At 34.3% G+C, this 15,403-nt stretch carries 23 protein-coding genes; all 23 read left to right on the top strand.

All coding sequences use genetic code 11. The features are described from left to right. The first annotated feature begins 2 nt into the window (after positions 1-2). On the top strand, positions 3-371 hold the full coding sequence (gene rplN / locus E5D58_RS02070) for a 50S ribosomal protein L14 (RefSeq protein ID WP_019386277.1): 369 nt from the start codon (positions 3-5) through the stop codon (positions 369-371). 14 nt (positions 372-385) lie between these two features. Next, positions 386-697: a 50S ribosomal protein L24 gene (gene rplX / locus E5D58_RS02065; RefSeq protein ID WP_136480161.1), complete on the top strand. Its 312-nt coding sequence runs from the start codon at positions 386-388 to the stop codon at positions 695-697. 2 nt (positions 698-699) lie between these two features. After that, on the top strand, positions 700-1,251 hold the full coding sequence (rplE, locus tag E5D58_RS02060) for a 50S ribosomal protein L5 (protein WP_136480160.1): 552 nt from the start codon (positions 700-702) through the stop codon (positions 1,249-1,251). A gap of 3 nt (positions 1,252-1,254) precedes the next feature. Beyond that, positions 1,255-1,524 carry a 30S ribosomal protein S14 gene (gene rpsN / locus E5D58_RS02055; RefSeq protein WP_136480159.1) on the top strand — a complete coding sequence of 90 codons (270 nt, stop codon included), beginning with the start codon at positions 1,255-1,257 and terminating at the stop codon, positions 1,522-1,524. Positions 1,525-1,592: 68 nt separating this feature from the next. Beyond that, positions 1,593-1,991 carry a 30S ribosomal protein S8 gene (gene rpsH / locus E5D58_RS02050; RefSeq protein ID WP_136480158.1) on the top strand — a complete coding sequence of 133 codons (399 nt, stop codon included), beginning with the start codon at positions 1,593-1,595 and terminating at the stop codon, positions 1,989-1,991. 19 nt (positions 1,992-2,010) lie between these two features. Continuing rightward, positions 2,011-2,553 (top strand): 50S ribosomal protein L6, encoded by a 543-nt coding sequence (gene rplF / locus E5D58_RS02045; RefSeq protein WP_136480157.1) that lies wholly within the window; start codon positions 2,011-2,013, stop codon positions 2,551-2,553. 10 nt (positions 2,554-2,563) lie between these two features. Further along, positions 2,564-2,920, top strand: coding sequence for a 50S ribosomal protein L18 (gene rplR, locus E5D58_RS02040; protein WP_136480156.1), 357 nt, complete (start codon positions 2,564-2,566; stop codon positions 2,918-2,920). Between the two features lie 6 nt (positions 2,921-2,926). Then, a complete protein-coding gene (gene rpsE / locus E5D58_RS02035) occupies positions 2,927-3,451 on the top strand; it encodes a 30S ribosomal protein S5 (RefSeq protein WP_136480155.1) in 525 nt (174 codons plus the stop codon). Between the two features lie 11 nt (positions 3,452-3,462). Then, on the top strand, positions 3,463-3,642 hold the full coding sequence (gene rpmD, locus E5D58_RS02030) for a 50S ribosomal protein L30 (protein ID WP_019386285.1): 180 nt from the start codon (positions 3,463-3,465) through the stop codon (positions 3,640-3,642). Positions 3,643-3,658: 16 nt separating this feature from the next. Next, complete coding sequence (rplO, locus tag E5D58_RS02025) at positions 3,659-4,111, top strand: 50S ribosomal protein L15 (RefSeq protein ID WP_136480154.1); 453 nt, start codon at positions 3,659-3,661, stop codon at positions 4,109-4,111. 14 nt (positions 4,112-4,125) lie between these two features. After that, a complete protein-coding gene (gene secY, locus E5D58_RS02020; protein WP_136480153.1) occupies positions 4,126-5,481 on the top strand; it encodes a preprotein translocase subunit SecY in 1,356 nt (451 codons plus the stop codon). 10 nt (positions 5,482-5,491) lie between these two features. Continuing rightward, on the top strand, positions 5,492-5,707 hold the full coding sequence (infA, locus tag E5D58_RS02015; RefSeq protein ID WP_007094967.1) for a translation initiation factor IF-1: 216 nt from the start codon (positions 5,492-5,494) through the stop codon (positions 5,705-5,707). A gap of 55 nt (positions 5,708-5,762) precedes the next feature. Next, positions 5,763-5,879: a type B 50S ribosomal protein L36 gene (gene ykgO, locus E5D58_RS02010; protein ID WP_013305171.1), complete on the top strand. Its 117-nt coding sequence runs from the start codon at positions 5,763-5,765 to the stop codon at positions 5,877-5,879. Positions 5,880-5,983: 104 nt separating this feature from the next. Next, positions 5,984-6,352, top strand: coding sequence for a 30S ribosomal protein S13 (rpsM, locus tag E5D58_RS02005; protein ID WP_136480152.1), 369 nt, complete (start codon positions 5,984-5,986; stop codon positions 6,350-6,352). 117 nt (positions 6,353-6,469) lie between these two features. After that, positions 6,470-6,853 carry a 30S ribosomal protein S11 gene (rpsK, locus tag E5D58_RS02000; protein WP_136480151.1) on the top strand — a complete coding sequence of 128 codons (384 nt, stop codon included), beginning with the start codon at positions 6,470-6,472 and terminating at the stop codon, positions 6,851-6,853. Between the two features lie 195 nt (positions 6,854-7,048). Next, entirely contained in the window at positions 7,049-7,654 is a 606-nt protein-coding gene (rpsD, locus tag E5D58_RS01995; protein WP_136480150.1) for a 30S ribosomal protein S4, read from the top strand. Positions 7,655-7,751: 97 nt separating this feature from the next. Further along, entirely contained in the window at positions 7,752-8,744 is a 993-nt protein-coding gene (locus E5D58_RS01990) for a DNA-directed RNA polymerase subunit alpha (protein ID WP_136480149.1), read from the top strand. Between the two features lie 59 nt (positions 8,745-8,803). Beyond that, positions 8,804-9,277 carry a 50S ribosomal protein L17 gene (rplQ, locus tag E5D58_RS01985; RefSeq protein ID WP_136480148.1) on the top strand — a complete coding sequence of 158 codons (474 nt, stop codon included), beginning with the start codon at positions 8,804-8,806 and terminating at the stop codon, positions 9,275-9,277. A gap of 85 nt (positions 9,278-9,362) precedes the next feature. After that, positions 9,363-10,466 carry a glutamine-hydrolyzing carbamoyl-phosphate synthase small subunit gene (gene carA, locus E5D58_RS01980; RefSeq protein WP_136480147.1) on the top strand — a complete coding sequence of 368 codons (1,104 nt, stop codon included), beginning with the start codon at positions 9,363-9,365 and terminating at the stop codon, positions 10,464-10,466. Between the two features lie 159 nt (positions 10,467-10,625). Then, the gene (eno, locus tag E5D58_RS01975; RefSeq protein WP_136480146.1) at positions 10,626-11,918 is read left to right on the top strand and encodes a phosphopyruvate hydratase; all 1,293 of its coding nucleotides are present in this window, start codon (positions 10,626-10,628) and stop codon (positions 11,916-11,918) included. A 177-nt stretch (positions 11,919-12,095) separates the two neighbouring features. Further along, positions 12,096-13,382, top strand: coding sequence for a citrate synthase (locus E5D58_RS01970; RefSeq protein WP_136480145.1), 1,287 nt, complete (start codon positions 12,096-12,098; stop codon positions 13,380-13,382). A gap of 150 nt (positions 13,383-13,532) precedes the next feature. After that, complete coding sequence (locus tag E5D58_RS01965) at positions 13,533-14,447, top strand: dimethylarginine dimethylaminohydrolase family protein (protein WP_136480144.1); 915 nt, start codon at positions 13,533-13,535, stop codon at positions 14,445-14,447. A 12-nt stretch (positions 14,448-14,459) separates the two neighbouring features. Then, a complete protein-coding gene (ctlX, locus tag E5D58_RS01960; RefSeq protein WP_136480143.1) occupies positions 14,460-15,401 on the top strand; it encodes a citrulline utilization hydrolase CtlX in 942 nt (313 codons plus the stop codon). Positions 15,402-15,403 lie beyond the last annotated feature (2 nt).

The raw sequence follows: 15,403 nt of genomic DNA, 5'->3' as shown, positions 1-15,403 counted from the left end.
TTATGGTACAACAAGAATCAAGATTAAAAGTAGCAGACAACACTGGAGCAAAGGAAGTTTTAACTATCCGTGTTCTTGGTGGTACTAAAAGAAGATATGCTTCTGTAGGAGACAAAATCGTTGTTTCTGTTAAAGATGCAACTCCTAATGGAAACATTAAAAAAGGAGCGGTTTCTACAGCAGTAGTTGTTCGTACTAAGAAAGAAGTAAGAAGACCAGATGGATCTTATATTAGATTTGATGATAATGCATGTGTGTTATTGAACCCAACAGGTGAGATGAGAGGTACACGTGTTTTTGGTCCGGTTGCTAGAGAACTTCGTGACAAACAATTCATGAAGATTGTATCATTAGCACCAGAAGTGCTTTAATACATTATTGAAAGATGACAAAGCTTAAAATAAAAACTGGAGATACTGTAAAAGTAATTGCTGGAGATCATAAAGGATCTGAAGGTAAAGTTCAAAAGGTATTAATAGCTAAGAACAAGGCGATTGTTGAGGGTGTAAACATGGTTAAGAAACATACTAAACCTAGTGCACAGAATCCTCAAGGCGGAATCGTAGAGAAAGAAGCTGCTATTCACATTTCTAACTTATCATTGTTAACTTCTAAGGGAGAAACAACAAGAGTTGGTTATAGAATGGAAGGCGATAAAAAAGTAAGATTTTCAACAAAATCTAATGAAGTAATATAGTTATGGCATATTCACCAAGACTTAAAGAAGAGTACAAAAGCAGAGTAATTGCGGCTCTTACAGACGAATTTGGATATAATAATGTAATGCAGGTTCCTAAACTTACCAAGATAGTAATATCTAAAGGGGTTGGAGCGGCAGTTGCAGACAAAAAGTTAATTGACTACGCAGTAGAAGAGTTAACAACAATATCTGGACAAAAAGCGATAGCTACATTATCTAAAAAGGATGTTGCTTCTTTTAAATTACGGAAAGGCATGCCAATTGGGGCAAAAGTGACTTTACGAGGAGAAAGAATGTATGAATTTTTAGATCGTTTAGTAACTTCGGCACTTCCACGTGTTAGAGATTTTAACGGTATTAAAGCGACAGGATTTGATGGAAGAGGTAATTACAATTTAGGAATTACTGAGCAAATTATCTTCCCGGAAATAAACATTGATAAAGTGAATAAAATTTCTGGTATGGATATTACTTTTGTAACTTCTGCAGATACAGATAAAGAAGCAAAATCATTATTAACTGAACTAGGGTTACCTTTTAAAAAGAACTAAGTTATGGCTAAAGAATCAATGAAAGCCCGTGAGGTAAAAAGAGCTAAAACAGTAGCTAAGTATGCTGCAAAACGTAAAGCTTTAAAAGAAGCTGGCGATTATGAAGCATTACAAAAGTTACCTAAAAATGCTTCTCCTATACGTCAGCATAATAGATGTAAATTAACAGGAAGACCAAAAGGATATATGAGAACCTTCGGAATATCTCGTGTAACTTTTAGAGAAATGGCTAACCAAGGTCTTATTCCTGGAGTAAAGAAAGCTAGTTGGTAATATTATTTAAATAATCAGGTTTAAGGTTCGAAATAGTTCGAAAACCAAGACCACAAAATCAATTCATTATGTACTCAGATCCAATTGCGGATTATTTGACAAGAATTAGAAATGCAGTGCGTGCTAACCACAGAGTGGTTGAGATTCCTGCTTCTAACTTGAAAAAAGACATCACTAAAATATTATTCGAACAAGGATATATTTTAAGTTACAAGTTTGATGATTCTTCTGTACAAGGCACTATTAAAATAGCCCTTAAGTACAATAAAGAAACAAAGGAACCAGTAATCAAAAAACTTCAAAGAATTTCTACACCAGGTTTACGTCAGTATGCTGGTGCTAAAGAATTACCTCGTATCTTAAATGGTTTAGGTATTGCTATTGTTTCAACTTCTCATGGAGTTATGACAGGTAAACAGGCTAAAAGAGATAATGTAGGTGGTGAAGTTTTATGTTATGTTTACTAATTTTTAATACCAGAAAGAAATGTCAAGAATAGGAAATAATCCAGTAGCCATTCCAGAAGGTGTAACAGTAGAGGTTAAAGATAACGTTGTTACTGTAAAAGGAAAATTAGGAGAACTTACACAATCGTTTGATACTGTTGAGATAAAAGTAGAAGAAGGTAACATATTAGTTACACGTTCTTCTGAAAGTAAAGAGCAAAAGGCTAAACATGGTCTTTATAGATCTTTAATGAACAACATGATAGAAGGTGTATCTAAAGGGTGGACTAAAGAATTAGAATTGGTTGGTGTAGGATATAGAGCATCAAACCAAGGACAAAAATTAGATTTAGCTTTAGGCTTTTCTCATAATATCGTTTTAAACATTGCTCCAGAAGTAAAAGTTGAAACAGTATCTGAGAAAGGAAAGAATCCTTTAGTTAAGCTAACATCACATGATAAACAACTTGTTGGTCAAGTAGCTGCAAAAATCCGTGGATTTAGAAAGCCAGAGCCTTACAAAGGAAAAGGAATCAAGTTTGTTGGTGAAGAATTAAGAAGAAAAGCAGGTAAATCAGCTTAATAATTAGGTTATGGCATTGACAAAGAACGATAGAAGACTAAGAATAAAGAACAGAATTCGTAAGGTTGTTTCTGGAACAGAGGCAAGACCTAGATTAGCTGTTTATAGAAGTAATAAAGAAATTTATGCTCAGTTAGTTGATGATGTTACTGGTAAAACTATCAGTGCGGCATCTTCAAGAGATAAAGACATTAGTGCTGCAAAAGCAACTAAATCTGAAGTAGCTAAATTAGTAGGTAAAGCACTTGCTGAAAAAGCTTTAAAAGTTGGTGTAGAAACTGTTTCATTTGATAGAGGCGGATATTTATACCACGGTAGAGTTAAACAATTAGCTGAAGGAGCTAGAGAAGCAGGACTAAAATTCTAAGATATTATGTTTCAAAAATATAAAAGTGCAGAGTTAGTAAAACCAGGTGGATTAGATCTTAAAGATCGTTTAGTTGGTGTACAAAGAGTTACAAAAGTAACGAAAGGTGGTAGAGCATTTGGTTTCTCAGCAATTGTTGTAGTTGGTGATGAAAACGGTGTTGTAGGTCAAGGTTTAGGAAAATCTAAAGATGTAGCTAGCGCAATTGCAAAAGCTGTTGAAGATGCAAAAAAGAACCTTGTACGTATCCCTATTATTAAGGGAACTTTACCTCACGAACAAAAAGGTAAATATGGAGGAGCAAGAGTTAATATTATTCCTGCTGCCCCTGGTACTGGTGTAATTGCTGGTGGTGCTGTAAGAACAGTACTGGAAGCCGTTGGTGTACATGATGTATTATCAAAATCTCAGGGATCTTCAAATCCTCATAATGTCGTAAAAGCAACGTTTGATGCTTTATTGCAATTAAGAGATGCGAATGCTATTGCTAGAGATAGAGGTATTACACTTGAACAAGTTTTTAACGCTTAATATAGACAGAAATGGCAAAGATTAAAGTAAAAAAAGTTAAAAGCGCAATCAATCGTACGCAAAGACAGAAAAGAACTTTAGAAGCTCTTGGTCTTAAAAAGATTGGTCAAGTAAAAGAGCATGAGGCTACGCCAAATATTCTTGGTATGGTTGCTAAAGTTTCACATTTAGTTTCTGTTGAAGAAGCTTAAAAATATAAACTGAAAAATGGATTTAAGTAATTTAAAACCTGCAGAAGGTTCAGTAAAAAGCCAAGGAAAAAGAGTAGGTAGAGGACAAGGTTCTGGTAAAGGTGGTACTGCTACACGTGGTCACAAAGGAGCTAAATCTCGTTCTGGTTATTCTAAGAAACTAGGATTTGAAGGAGGGCAAATGCCACTTCAAAGACGTGTTCCTAAATTTGGTTTTACAAACATTAACCGTGTGGAGTACCAAGGTGTCAATTTAGATACGTTACAACAATTGGTTGATGATAAGAAGATAAAAGATACGGTAGATTTTGAAACGTTGTTTGCTAACCGCTTGGCTGGAAAGAATGATCTAGTTAAGATTTTAGGGAGAGGTGAATTAAAAGCAAAATTAAAAGTATCTGCACATAAATTTACGGCATCAGCAAAAGCTGCTATTGAAGCTGCTGGAGGAGAAGCTGTAACTATATAAGACTCATTACAAGTATGAAATTTATAGAATCAATTAAGAATGTTTGGAAAATAGAGGAACTAAGAAACAGAATCATAGTTACATTGAGTTTGTTGTTAGTTTATCGTTTCGGTGCTCAGGTGGTATTGCCAGGTATTGATGCTGCTCAACTAGGAGGTTTAGCTGATAAAACAGACGGAGGTTTGTTAGGTTTGCTTAATGCTTTTACTGGTGGAGCTTTTGCTAATGCTTCGGTTTTTGCATTGGGTATTATGCCTTACATTTCTGCTTCTATTGTTGTACAGTTAATGGGAATAGCTATTCCTTATTTGCAGAAATTACAAAAGGAAGGTGCTAGTGGACAAAAGAAAATAAACCAAATAACACGTTGGTTAACCATCGCTATTTGTTTATTACAAGCACCAGGTTATTTAGCTAGTTTACCTGCATTAGGAATTCCTCCAAGTGCCTTTTTATTAGGAACAGGTTTCCTTTTCTACTTTTCATCAGTAACTATTCTTGTAACAGGATGTATTTTCGCAATGTGGTTAGGAGAAAAAATTACAGATAAGGGTATTGGTAATGGTATTTCATTATTAATTATGGTTGGTATTATTGCAACCTTACCGCAAGCATTTTTACAAAATGCAGCTACTAGATTAGAAGGTGGTGGAAATGGAGGATTGATGATGGTATTAATTGAGTTTGTAATTTGGTTTGTAATTATTTTGGCTTCTATTATGTTGGTAATGGGAGTAAGAAAAATTGCAGTGCAATACGCTAGAAGAACAGCTTCAGGAGGCTATGAAAAAAGTGCCATGGCTGGATCAAGACAGTATATACCTCTTAAGCTTAATGCATCTGGGGTAATGCCAATTATATTTGCTCAAGCCATTATGTTTGTACCTAGTTTAATAGGAGGCTCTTCGTTTTTAAAAGAAACTACAGTAGGGGCTTGGATGCAAACTAATTATTCTGACATGTTCGGATTTTGGTACAACCTTACTTTTGCTTTATTAATTATTGTCTTTACATATTTCTATACGGCAATTACGGTACCTACCAATAAAATGGCTGATGATTTAAAGCGCAGCGGAGGATTTATCCCAGGGATTCGTCCAGGGTCAGAAACATCCGAATATCTTGATAAAATCATGTCTCAAATAACCTTACCAGGTTCTATATTTTTAGCACTAGTAGCAGTGTTCCCTGCTTTTATTGTTAAACTTATGGGAGTTCAGCAAGGTTGGGCGTTATTTTTTGGAGGAACTTCATTGTTAATTATGGTTGGAGTTGCAATTGACACAATGCAGCAGATAAACTCTTATTTGTTGAATAGACACTATGATGGTTTGATGAAGACAGGTAAAAATAGAAAAGCAGTAGCTTAATTATTATACTATGGCAAAACAAGCAGCAATAGAGCAAGACGGAACAATTATCGAAGCATTATCAAATGCTATGTTTCGTGTAGAATTAGAAAATGGTCACATTGTGACTGCTCACATTTCAGGTAAAATGCGTATGCATTACATTAAGTTGTTGCCTGGAGATAAAGTAAAATTAGAAATGAGTCCTTACGATTTAACGAAGGCTCGAATAACTTATAGATACTAACAAGGTGAAATCGGAAGAGGGCACTTTATAAGTAATATAGAATAACTAATATAAGATGAAAGTAAGAGCATCAGTTAAAAAGAGAAGTGCAGATTGTAAAATTGTGCGCAGAAAAGGAAGACTTTACGTGATTAACAAAAAGAATCCTAGATTTAAACAAAGACAAGGATAAAAGTAAAGAAAGTCATTAGTAATTAGTAGTTAGATGAATCTGTCTGAAATAGCAATGTTTAGGATTCTAACAACTAAAAGCTAACAGCTAAAAACTAAAAAAATATGGCAAGAATTGCAGGGGTAGATATACCAAAAAACAAAAGAGGAGTAATCTCTTTAACATACATCTACGGAATTGGTAGAAGTAGAGCAAAAGAAATCTTAGCAGCAGCAAAGGTTGATGAAAGTACGAAAGTTCAGGATTGGACTGATGATGAAATCAGTGGAATTCGTGAAGCAGTGGGAACTTACACTATTGAAGGTGAGTTACGTTCTGAAACACAATTAAACATTAAACGTTTAATGGATATAGGGTGTTTCAGAGGAATTCGTCACAGAGCTGGGTTACCATTAAGAGGGCAACGTACTAAGAACAACTCTAGAACCAGAAAAGGTAGAAGAAAAACGGTTGCTAACAAGAAGAAAGCATAATTAATAATTAAAAAATAGTCATTAGTAATTAGTATTTGGACGTTAGAAGAATCTGTTTGAAATGTAAAAGTTTAGGATTCCAATAACTAAAAACTAGCAACTAAAAACTAAAAGAATATGGCAAAGACAAGTACAAAAAAACGTAAAGTTATAGTTGATTCTGTTGGAGAAGCACACGTTACAGCATCTTTTAACAATATCATTATTTCACTTACCAACAAAAAAGGCGATGTAATTTCATGGTCTTCTGCTGGTAAAATGGGATTTAGAGGGTCTAAGAAAAACACTCCTTACGCGGCGCAATTAGCTGCGGAAGATGCTGCAGCAGTGGCATCAGAAGCTGGATTAAAGAAGGTTAAGGTTTATGTTAAAGGGCCTGGTAATGGTAGAGAATCTGCGATTCGTTCTATCCACAATGCAGGTATTGAAGTAACAGAAATTATCGATGTTACACCATTACCACATAATGGATGTCGCCCTCCTAAAAGAAGAAGAGTTTAATCACGTTTTAAGCAACGCGATTTACATAAATTCGATACAAAAATTAATATCATCTTATCTGTAGATGGTATTAATTTTTTGTATAAATTTGCAAACTGAAAAATTTTTATTAACAAGTATTAACGAGAGATTCATGATTATCGAAGGATAAGATTAAGACCTTAATTCATAATCACTCTCAAAACAAATTTTAAAATGGCAAGATATACTGGTCCTAAAACTAAAATAGCTCGTAAGTTTGGCGAAGCTATCTTCGGAGATGATAAATCTTTCGAAAAAAGAAATTACCCTCCAGGGCAACACGGAAACAACAGAAGACGTGGTAAAAAGTCTGAGTACGCAATCCAATTACAAGAAAAGCAAAAAGCTAAATATACGTATGGTATTTTAGAGCGTCAGTTTAGAGGCTTGTTTAAAAAAGCTAGAGCTGCACAAGGAATTACTGGTGAAGTGCTTTTACAATTATGTGAATCTAGATTAGATAATGTAGTATTCAGAATGGGGATAGCGCCTACTAGAAGTGGTGCAAGACAATTAGTATCTCACAGACACATTACAGTAAATGGTGAGTTGGTAAATATACCTTCATACCAGTTAAAAGCTGGAGATGTTGTAGCTGTAAGAGAAAAGTCAAAATCTCTAGAAGCTATTGAAAGATCACTTTCTAACTCTAGTAACGTTTATGAGTGGATTACATGGAATGATGATACAAAACAAGGAACGTATGTTTCTGTTCCTCAAAGAATTCAAATTCCAGAGAACATAAACGAACAATTCATCGTCGAATTATACTCTAAATAATATATTAATCACATTGGTATTTAGCCAAAGGATTTATTAGTCTTCTTCAAACTTTTAAATCGCGCAACTAAATAACAATTAAAACGAAGAACACAATATGGCAGTATTTAATTTTCAAAAGCCCGACAAGGTAATCATGATAGATTCGACTGATTTCGAAGGTAAATTCGAATTCAGACCGTTGGAACCAGGTTACGGACTAACAGTTGGTAATGCACTTAGAAGAGTTTTACTATCTTCTTTAGAAGGATTTGCAATCACTTCTGTTAGAATTGAAGGTGTAGATCATGAGTTTTCGTCTATCGCAGGAGTTGTTGAAGATGTAACAGAAATTATCTTAAATCTTAAACAAGTTCGTTTTAAAAGACAGATTGAAGACATTGATAATGAGTCAGTATCTATATCTATCTCAGGGCAAGACAGAATTACAGCTGGCGATTTCCAAAAATTTATCTCAGGATTCCAAGTGTTAAATACAGAATTAGTAATCTGTAACTTAGATCCAAAAGTAAATTTAAACATGGAAATCACTATTGAAAAAGGTAGAGGTTACGTGCCTGCCGAAGAAAATAAAAAAGCTTCAGCACCTATAGGTACTATCTTTACGGATTCTGTGTATACACCAATAAAGAATGTAAAGTACAGTATTGAGAATTACCGTGTTGAGCAAAAAACTGATTATGAAAAATTAGTTTTTGAAATTATCACAGATGGTTCTATTACACCTCAAGATGCTTTAACAGAAGGGGCGAAAACGTTAATTCATCACTTCATGTTATTCTCTGATGAGCGTATTACATTAGAAGCTGATGAAATTGCTCAAACTGAAACTTATGATGAAGAATCTCTTCATATGCGTCAGTTGCTAAAAACTAAGTTAATTGATATGGACTTATCCGTTCGTGCGCTTAACTGTTTAAAAGCTGCAGAGGTTGATACTTTAGGAGACTTAGTATCATTCAATAAAAATGATTTAATGAAATTCAGAAACTTTGGTAAAAAATCTTTAACAGAGCTTGAAGAGCTTGTTAATGTTAAAGGTTTAAATTTCGGGATGGACTTAAGTAAATATAAATTAGATAAAGATTAATTAATCATATTTTGCTCCTCGCAAGTCGAGTTTGGTAGCAAGATGATAAAACAAAGGTCATGAGACACGGAAAAAAAGTAAACCATTTAGGTAGAAAAACAGCTCACAGAAAAGCAATGTTAGCTAATATGGCATGTTCATTAATTGAGCATAAGCGTATTAATACAACAGTTGCAAAAGCAAAGGCATTGAAGCAATTTGTTGAGCCAATGATTACTAAATCAAAAACTGATACGACGCACAATAGAAGAATTGTGATGGCTAATCTAAGACAGAAAGATGCTGTTACTGAATTGTTTAGAGATGTGGCTGTAAAAGTAGGTGACAGACCAGGTGGTTATACTAGAATTATTAAATTAGGAAATCGTTTAGGTGATAATGCTGATATGGCAATGATAGAGTTGGTTGATTACAACGAAATCTACAATGCTGGTAAAGCGAAGAAGAAAACAACAAGAAGAAGTAGAAGAGGTGGTGCTAAATCTGTGGCTGCTGCTCCTGTTGAAACTCAAGCTTCAAACGAAGAGGAATAAATGTTAATAAGCATTTAACATATAAAGGATAAACTATTTTAGTTTATCCTTTTTTTTATGCAATTTTGTAAAACTTTTTTTTAGAATGAAATATCAAAAAAGACAAAAAGCCATCGTTCTTCTTGCAGATGGTACTATTTTCTGGGGTAAGGCAGTTGGTAACAAACAAGGAACTTCTTTTGGAGAGGTTTGTTTTAATACAGGAATGACTGGTTACCAAGAGATTTTTACAGACCCATCATATTATGGACAGCTTATGGTGGCTACCAATGCACATATTGGGAATTATGGAACTAATGAGAATGAGGTAGAGTCAGATTCTATTAAGATTGCTGGTCTTATTGTAAAGAATTTTAGTTATGAGTATTCTAGAGATGCTGCAGATGATTCGCTAGAAAACTTTTTAGATAAGAATAATCTTTTAGCTATTTCCGATGTTGATACTAGAGCTTTAGTAAGTTATATTAGAGATAACGGCGCCATGAATGCTGTTATTTCTACGGATGTAGATAATATTGAAGGCTTAAAAAAACAACTAGCAGAAGTGCCTAATATGGAAGGGTTGGAATTGGCTTCTAAGGTGTCTACAAAAGAACCATACTATTTTGGTGATGAAAAGGCTACCTATAAAGTGGCAGCGTTGGATATTGGTATTAAAAAGAATATTTTAAGAAATATTGCTAGTAGAGATGCTTACATAAAAGTATTTCCATACAATTCTAAGTTTGAAGATTTAGAGGCATTTAAACCAGATGGCTACTTTTTATCTAATGGCCCTGGAGACCCAGAACCGTTAGTAGAGGCGCAAGAAGTCGCTAAAGAAATAATTAAAAGAGATTTACCATTGTTCGGTATTTGTCTTGGACACCAAGTGATAGCCAGAGCTAATGGTATTTCAACATATAAAATGCATAACGGACACAGGGGTATTAATCATCCGGTAAAAAATATGATTACCGGTAAGGGAGAAATAACGTCTCAAAATCACGGTTTTGCTGTTAACAGAGAAGAGGCTGAAGCCAATCCTGAATTAGAAATAACCCATGTGCATTTAAACGATAATACCGTAGCAGGATTAGCTATGAAAAATAAAAATGTATTCTCTGTACAATACCATCCAGAGGCAAGTCCTGGACCACATGATTCGTCATATCTTTTTGATCAATTTATTGAGAATATCAAAAAATAAAATATAACGCTAACCTCAATTATAATCGGCTATAATTGGGGTTTTCTTTCACTAAAACGTTATAGATGTTATTTTGTTAATTTCTATTAAAACATCTAAGAATAAAGAAGATTTAGCCGTAAATTTGAAGTAATTTATAAGATTTAAAAATAAAGCATTATGAGTGTAATAATTAACGTTCACGCAAGACAAATTTTGGATTCAAGAGGAAATCCAACAGTTGAAGTAGATGTAGTAACTGAAAACAATATATTAGGAAGAGCTGCTGTACCGTCAGGAGCATCAACAGGAGAACACGAGGCTGTTGAGTTGCGTGATGGTGGAGATGCATACATGGGGAAAGCTGTTTTAAAAGCTGTAGAAAATGTAAATACAGTAATTGCAGAAGAATTACTTGGAGTGTCTGTTTTTGAACAAAACCTTATAGATAAGATAATGATTGATTTAGATGGTACTCCAAATAAATCAAAATTAGGTGCCAATGCTATTTTGGGAGTGTCACTAGCTGTAGCAAAAGCTGCTGCAAACGAATTAAATATGCCACTTTATCGTTACGTAGGTGGTGTTTCTGCTAATACACTGCCTGTTCCGATGATGAATATTATTAATGGAGGGTCTCACAGTGATGCACCAATTGCTTTTCAAGAGTTTATGATTATGCCTGTTAAAGCAAAAACTTTTACACATGCTATGCAAATGGGTACTGAGATTTTCCATAATCTTAAAAAAGTATTGCACGATAGAAATTTAAGTACTGCTGTTGGAGATGAGGGTGGCTTTGCTCCTAACTTAGAAGGAGGAACAGAAGACGCATTAGACACGATCGCTAAGGCTGTTGAGAATGCTGGATACAAATTTGGTGATGAAGTTAAGATTGCATTAGATTGTGCTTCTGCAGAGTTCTATGCAGACGGTAAATACGATTACAAAAAATTTGAAGGTGATTCTGGAGTTGTAAGAACTTCTAAAGAACAAGCAGAGTACCTTGCAGATTTAGTATCTAAATACCCAATCATTTCTATTGAAGATGGAATGGATGAAAATGACTGGGAAGGATGGGCCTACTTAACAGAATTAGTTGGAGATAAAGTACAGTTGGTAGGAGATGATTTATTTGTAACCAATGTTGAGCGTTTATCAAGAGGTATTGAAGAAGGTATTGCAAACTCTATCTTAATTAAAGTAAACCAAATAGGGTCTTTAACAGAAACTATTGCCGCAGTAAACATGGCGAAAAATGCTGGCTATACTTCTGTTATGTCTCACCGTTCTGGTGAAACTGAAGATAATACAATTGCAGATTTAGCAGTTGCATTAAATTGTGGTCAAATAAAAACTGGATCGGCTTCTCGTAGTGACCGTATGGCAAAATATAACCAGTTGCTTCGTATAGAAGAGGAGCTTGGGGAAGTTGCTTATTTTCCACAAGAAAATGCTTTTAAAATAAAGTAAAGAGTCAATTAGATTTTAATAGAAAAAGCGATTATTTTTTAATAATCGCTTTTTTATTTGCTATCAATTATAACAATTTGTTAATTGATTAAATCATTCGGAATAATCTTTAAAAATAAGGTGATATTTCGTAATTTAGCGTTCCGCAAAAAAAACATAAATTCACTAAATAAGCATATGGCAAATACAGCTACTATCGAGATTGATGATAAAAAATATGAGTTTCCATTAATTGAAGGAACAGAGAATGAAATTGCAATTGACATTTCTAAACTTAGAGCAAGTACTGGAGGCGTAATCACTTTAGATTCTGGTTACAAAAACACAGGTTCTTGTGAGAGTGCAATAACCTTCTTAGATGGTGAAAAAGGTATTTTAAGATATAGAGGTTATGATATTGCAGAATTAGCTGAAAAAGTTGATTTTTTAGAAGTGGCGTATTTGTTAATTTTTGGTGAGTTACCTACCAAAGAACAGAATGATAAGTTTCATGATGATATCAAAGCAGAATCTGCGGTAGATGAGGATATCAAAAAGATTTTAGATGCCTTTCCAAAGGCTGCGCACCCTATGGGAGTTATTTCGTCGTTAACCAGTGCACTAACAGCCTTTAATCCATCTTCAGTAAATGTAGATTCTGAGGAAGATATGTATAAGTCTGTAGTAAGAATACTAGGAAAAATGCCTGTGCTAGTAGCTTGGACTATGCGCAAGAAGCAAGGGCAACCCTTAGATTATGGGGATAATTCTCTTGGTTATGTTGAAAATATTTTAAAAATGATGTTTTCAAGACCAAACAGCTGTTATGTTCAAAACCCAGTGTTAGTAGATGCTTTAGACAAATTATTAATTTTACATGCAGATCATGAGCAAAACTGTTCTACTTCTACTGTTAGAATTGTAGGTTCATCTCATGCTGGTTTATTTGCATCCCTTTCTGCAGGAATTTCAGCTTTATGGGGACCCCTTCACGGAGGGGCAAACCAAGCCGTACTAGAAATGCTTGAAGCCATTCAAGCAGATGGAGGAGATACTAAAAAGTATATGGCTAAGGCAAAAGATAAAAATGACCCATTTAGATTAATGGGCTTTGGTCACCGTGTTTATAAAAACTTCGATCCACGCGCAAAAATTATTAAAAAAGCTGCCGATCAGGTGTTGCACGACTTAGGAATAGATGATCCTATTTTGGAAATAGCCAAAGGTTTAGAAAAAGAAGCTTTGGAGGATTCTTATTTCGTAGATAGAAAATTATATCCAAATGTAGATTTTTATTCGGGTATTATTTACAGAGCTATGGGAATACCAACCGAGATGTTTACGGTTATGTTTGCTATAGGTCGTTTGCCAGGATGGATTGCACAATGGAGAGAAATGCGTTTACGTAAGGAGCCAATAGGCAGACCTAGACAAATATATATTGGCGCTACAGAGCGAAAGTTTGTACCAGTCGAAGAAAGATAATACCATCTTATTTTAAATAATTATTAAGCTTCATGTGTTTTTCATGAAGCTTTTTTGTTTTATTTTCGTTTTTTTAAGAATAATACAATGCTTAACTCTTTTTATACGTAGTTTAGCACCTTTATTGATTGTAATTTTTATCATTTATATATGTTGAAGGTACATGTTAAGAACGAAACTTCTAGATTAAGAGCAGTTGTTTTAGGCACTGCTATAAGTAATGGTCCGACTCCTAAAGTTGAAGAATGCTATGACCCTAAGAGTATAGAACATATTTTAGCGGGCACTTACCCCAAAGAGAAAGATATGGTTGCCGAAATGGAAGCGGTTGCTAAAGTTTTTGAGAGGTATGACGTTAAGGTTTACAGACCTGAGGTTATAAAAAATTGTAACCAAATATTTTCAAGAGATATCGCTTTTGTTATTGATGATATCATGATTGAAGCCAATATTTTGCCGCACCGCGAAGAAGAAGTCCATGCTATAGACTATATATGGAATCAGGTAGCTGAAGATAAGCGCATTATTTTACCGGAAGACTGCCATGTAGAAGGAGGCGATGTAATGCCTTGGAACGACTATGTTTTTATTGGGACCTATACAGGAGAGGATTATGCCAGTTTAATTACGGCAAGGACAAATATAAATGCCGTAATTGCTATTCAGAAGTTGTTTCCAAATAAAACGGTAAAATCATTCGAGCTTAGAAAATCAAATACAGATCCTAAAAATAATGCGTTACATTTAGATTGTTGTTTTCAACCTATAGGGAGAGGAAAGGCAATTATTCATAAAAATGGTTTTCTAATTGAAAGTGAGTATGAATGGCTAGTTAATTTCTTTGGTAAGGAAAACATTTTTGAAATTACTAAGGATGAAATGTACGACATGAATAGTAACATTTTTTCCATTTCTGAAGATGTCGTTATTTCTGAAAGAAATTTTATTAGATTAAATAAATGGTTGAGAGCGCAAGGGTTTACTGTTGAGGAAGTAACTTATTCAGAAATAGCTAAACAGGAAGGATTACTACGATGTTCAACCTTGCCTTTAATAAGAGATTAATTTTTTACAAAAATGCAACAAACTACCAATAGTATTTTGATGATACGTCCTATAAATTTCAGGATGAATGAACAAACGGCTGTTAATAATTATTATCAAAAACAATTAGATAATACTATGCCAGAGACCGTTAATTTGAAAGCACAGCAAGAATTTGATGATTATGTTGCTAAACTGCGCAGTATTGGAGTAAATGTTATAGTGGTTGATGATAGTAAAGAGTTCGATACGCCCGATTCTATTTTCCCGAATAATTGGGTGTCCTTTCACGAAAATGGAGATGTTGGCTTATATCCCATGTTTGCAGAGAACAGACGTTTGGAGCGTAGAGAAGATATTTTAGAAACCCTTGAGGGAAATGGCTTTGTTATTAATAACATTGTAGATTATACAAGTGCCGAGGCAGAAGGTGTTTTTTTAGAAGGAACAGGGAGTCTTATATTAGATAGAATTAACAGGAAAGCTTATTGTGCGCTGTCTCCAAGGGCAGATGAAGATTTGTTCATTGAATTTTGTGAAGATTTTGAATTTACGCCAGTGGTTTTTATTTCAAATCAAACGGTAAATAATAAGCGTAAACCCATTTATCATACCAATGTTATGATGTGTGTAGGCGAAACGTTTGCCGTTATTTGTTTGGCTAGTATTGATAATAAGAAAGAAAGAAAAAATGTTATTAAGCACTTAAAGGAAGATGGCAAGGAAATTATTGATATCACAGAAAATCAAGTCAATAATTTTGCTGGTAATATGTTGCAGGTAAAAGGAGGTAATGGTGAGCTTTATTTAATAATGAGTCAGGCTGCATATAATTCGTTATCACAATCGCAAATTAATACTTTAAAGAAGCACACAAAAATATTGTCAAGCTCTTTAAATACTATCGAGGTTTGTGGTGGAGGAAGTGCCAGGTGTATGATGGCAGAAGTTTTCTTGCCTAAAAAAGTTGATTAACT

The sequence above is a fragment of the Cognatitamlana onchidii genome (genome assembly GCF_004804355.1).
In the GTDB taxonomy this organism is placed as follows: Bacteria; Bacteroidota; Bacteroidia; order Flavobacteriales; family Flavobacteriaceae; genus Cognatitamlana; species Cognatitamlana onchidii.
This window is presented reverse-complemented; position numbering and strand designations above follow the sequence as displayed.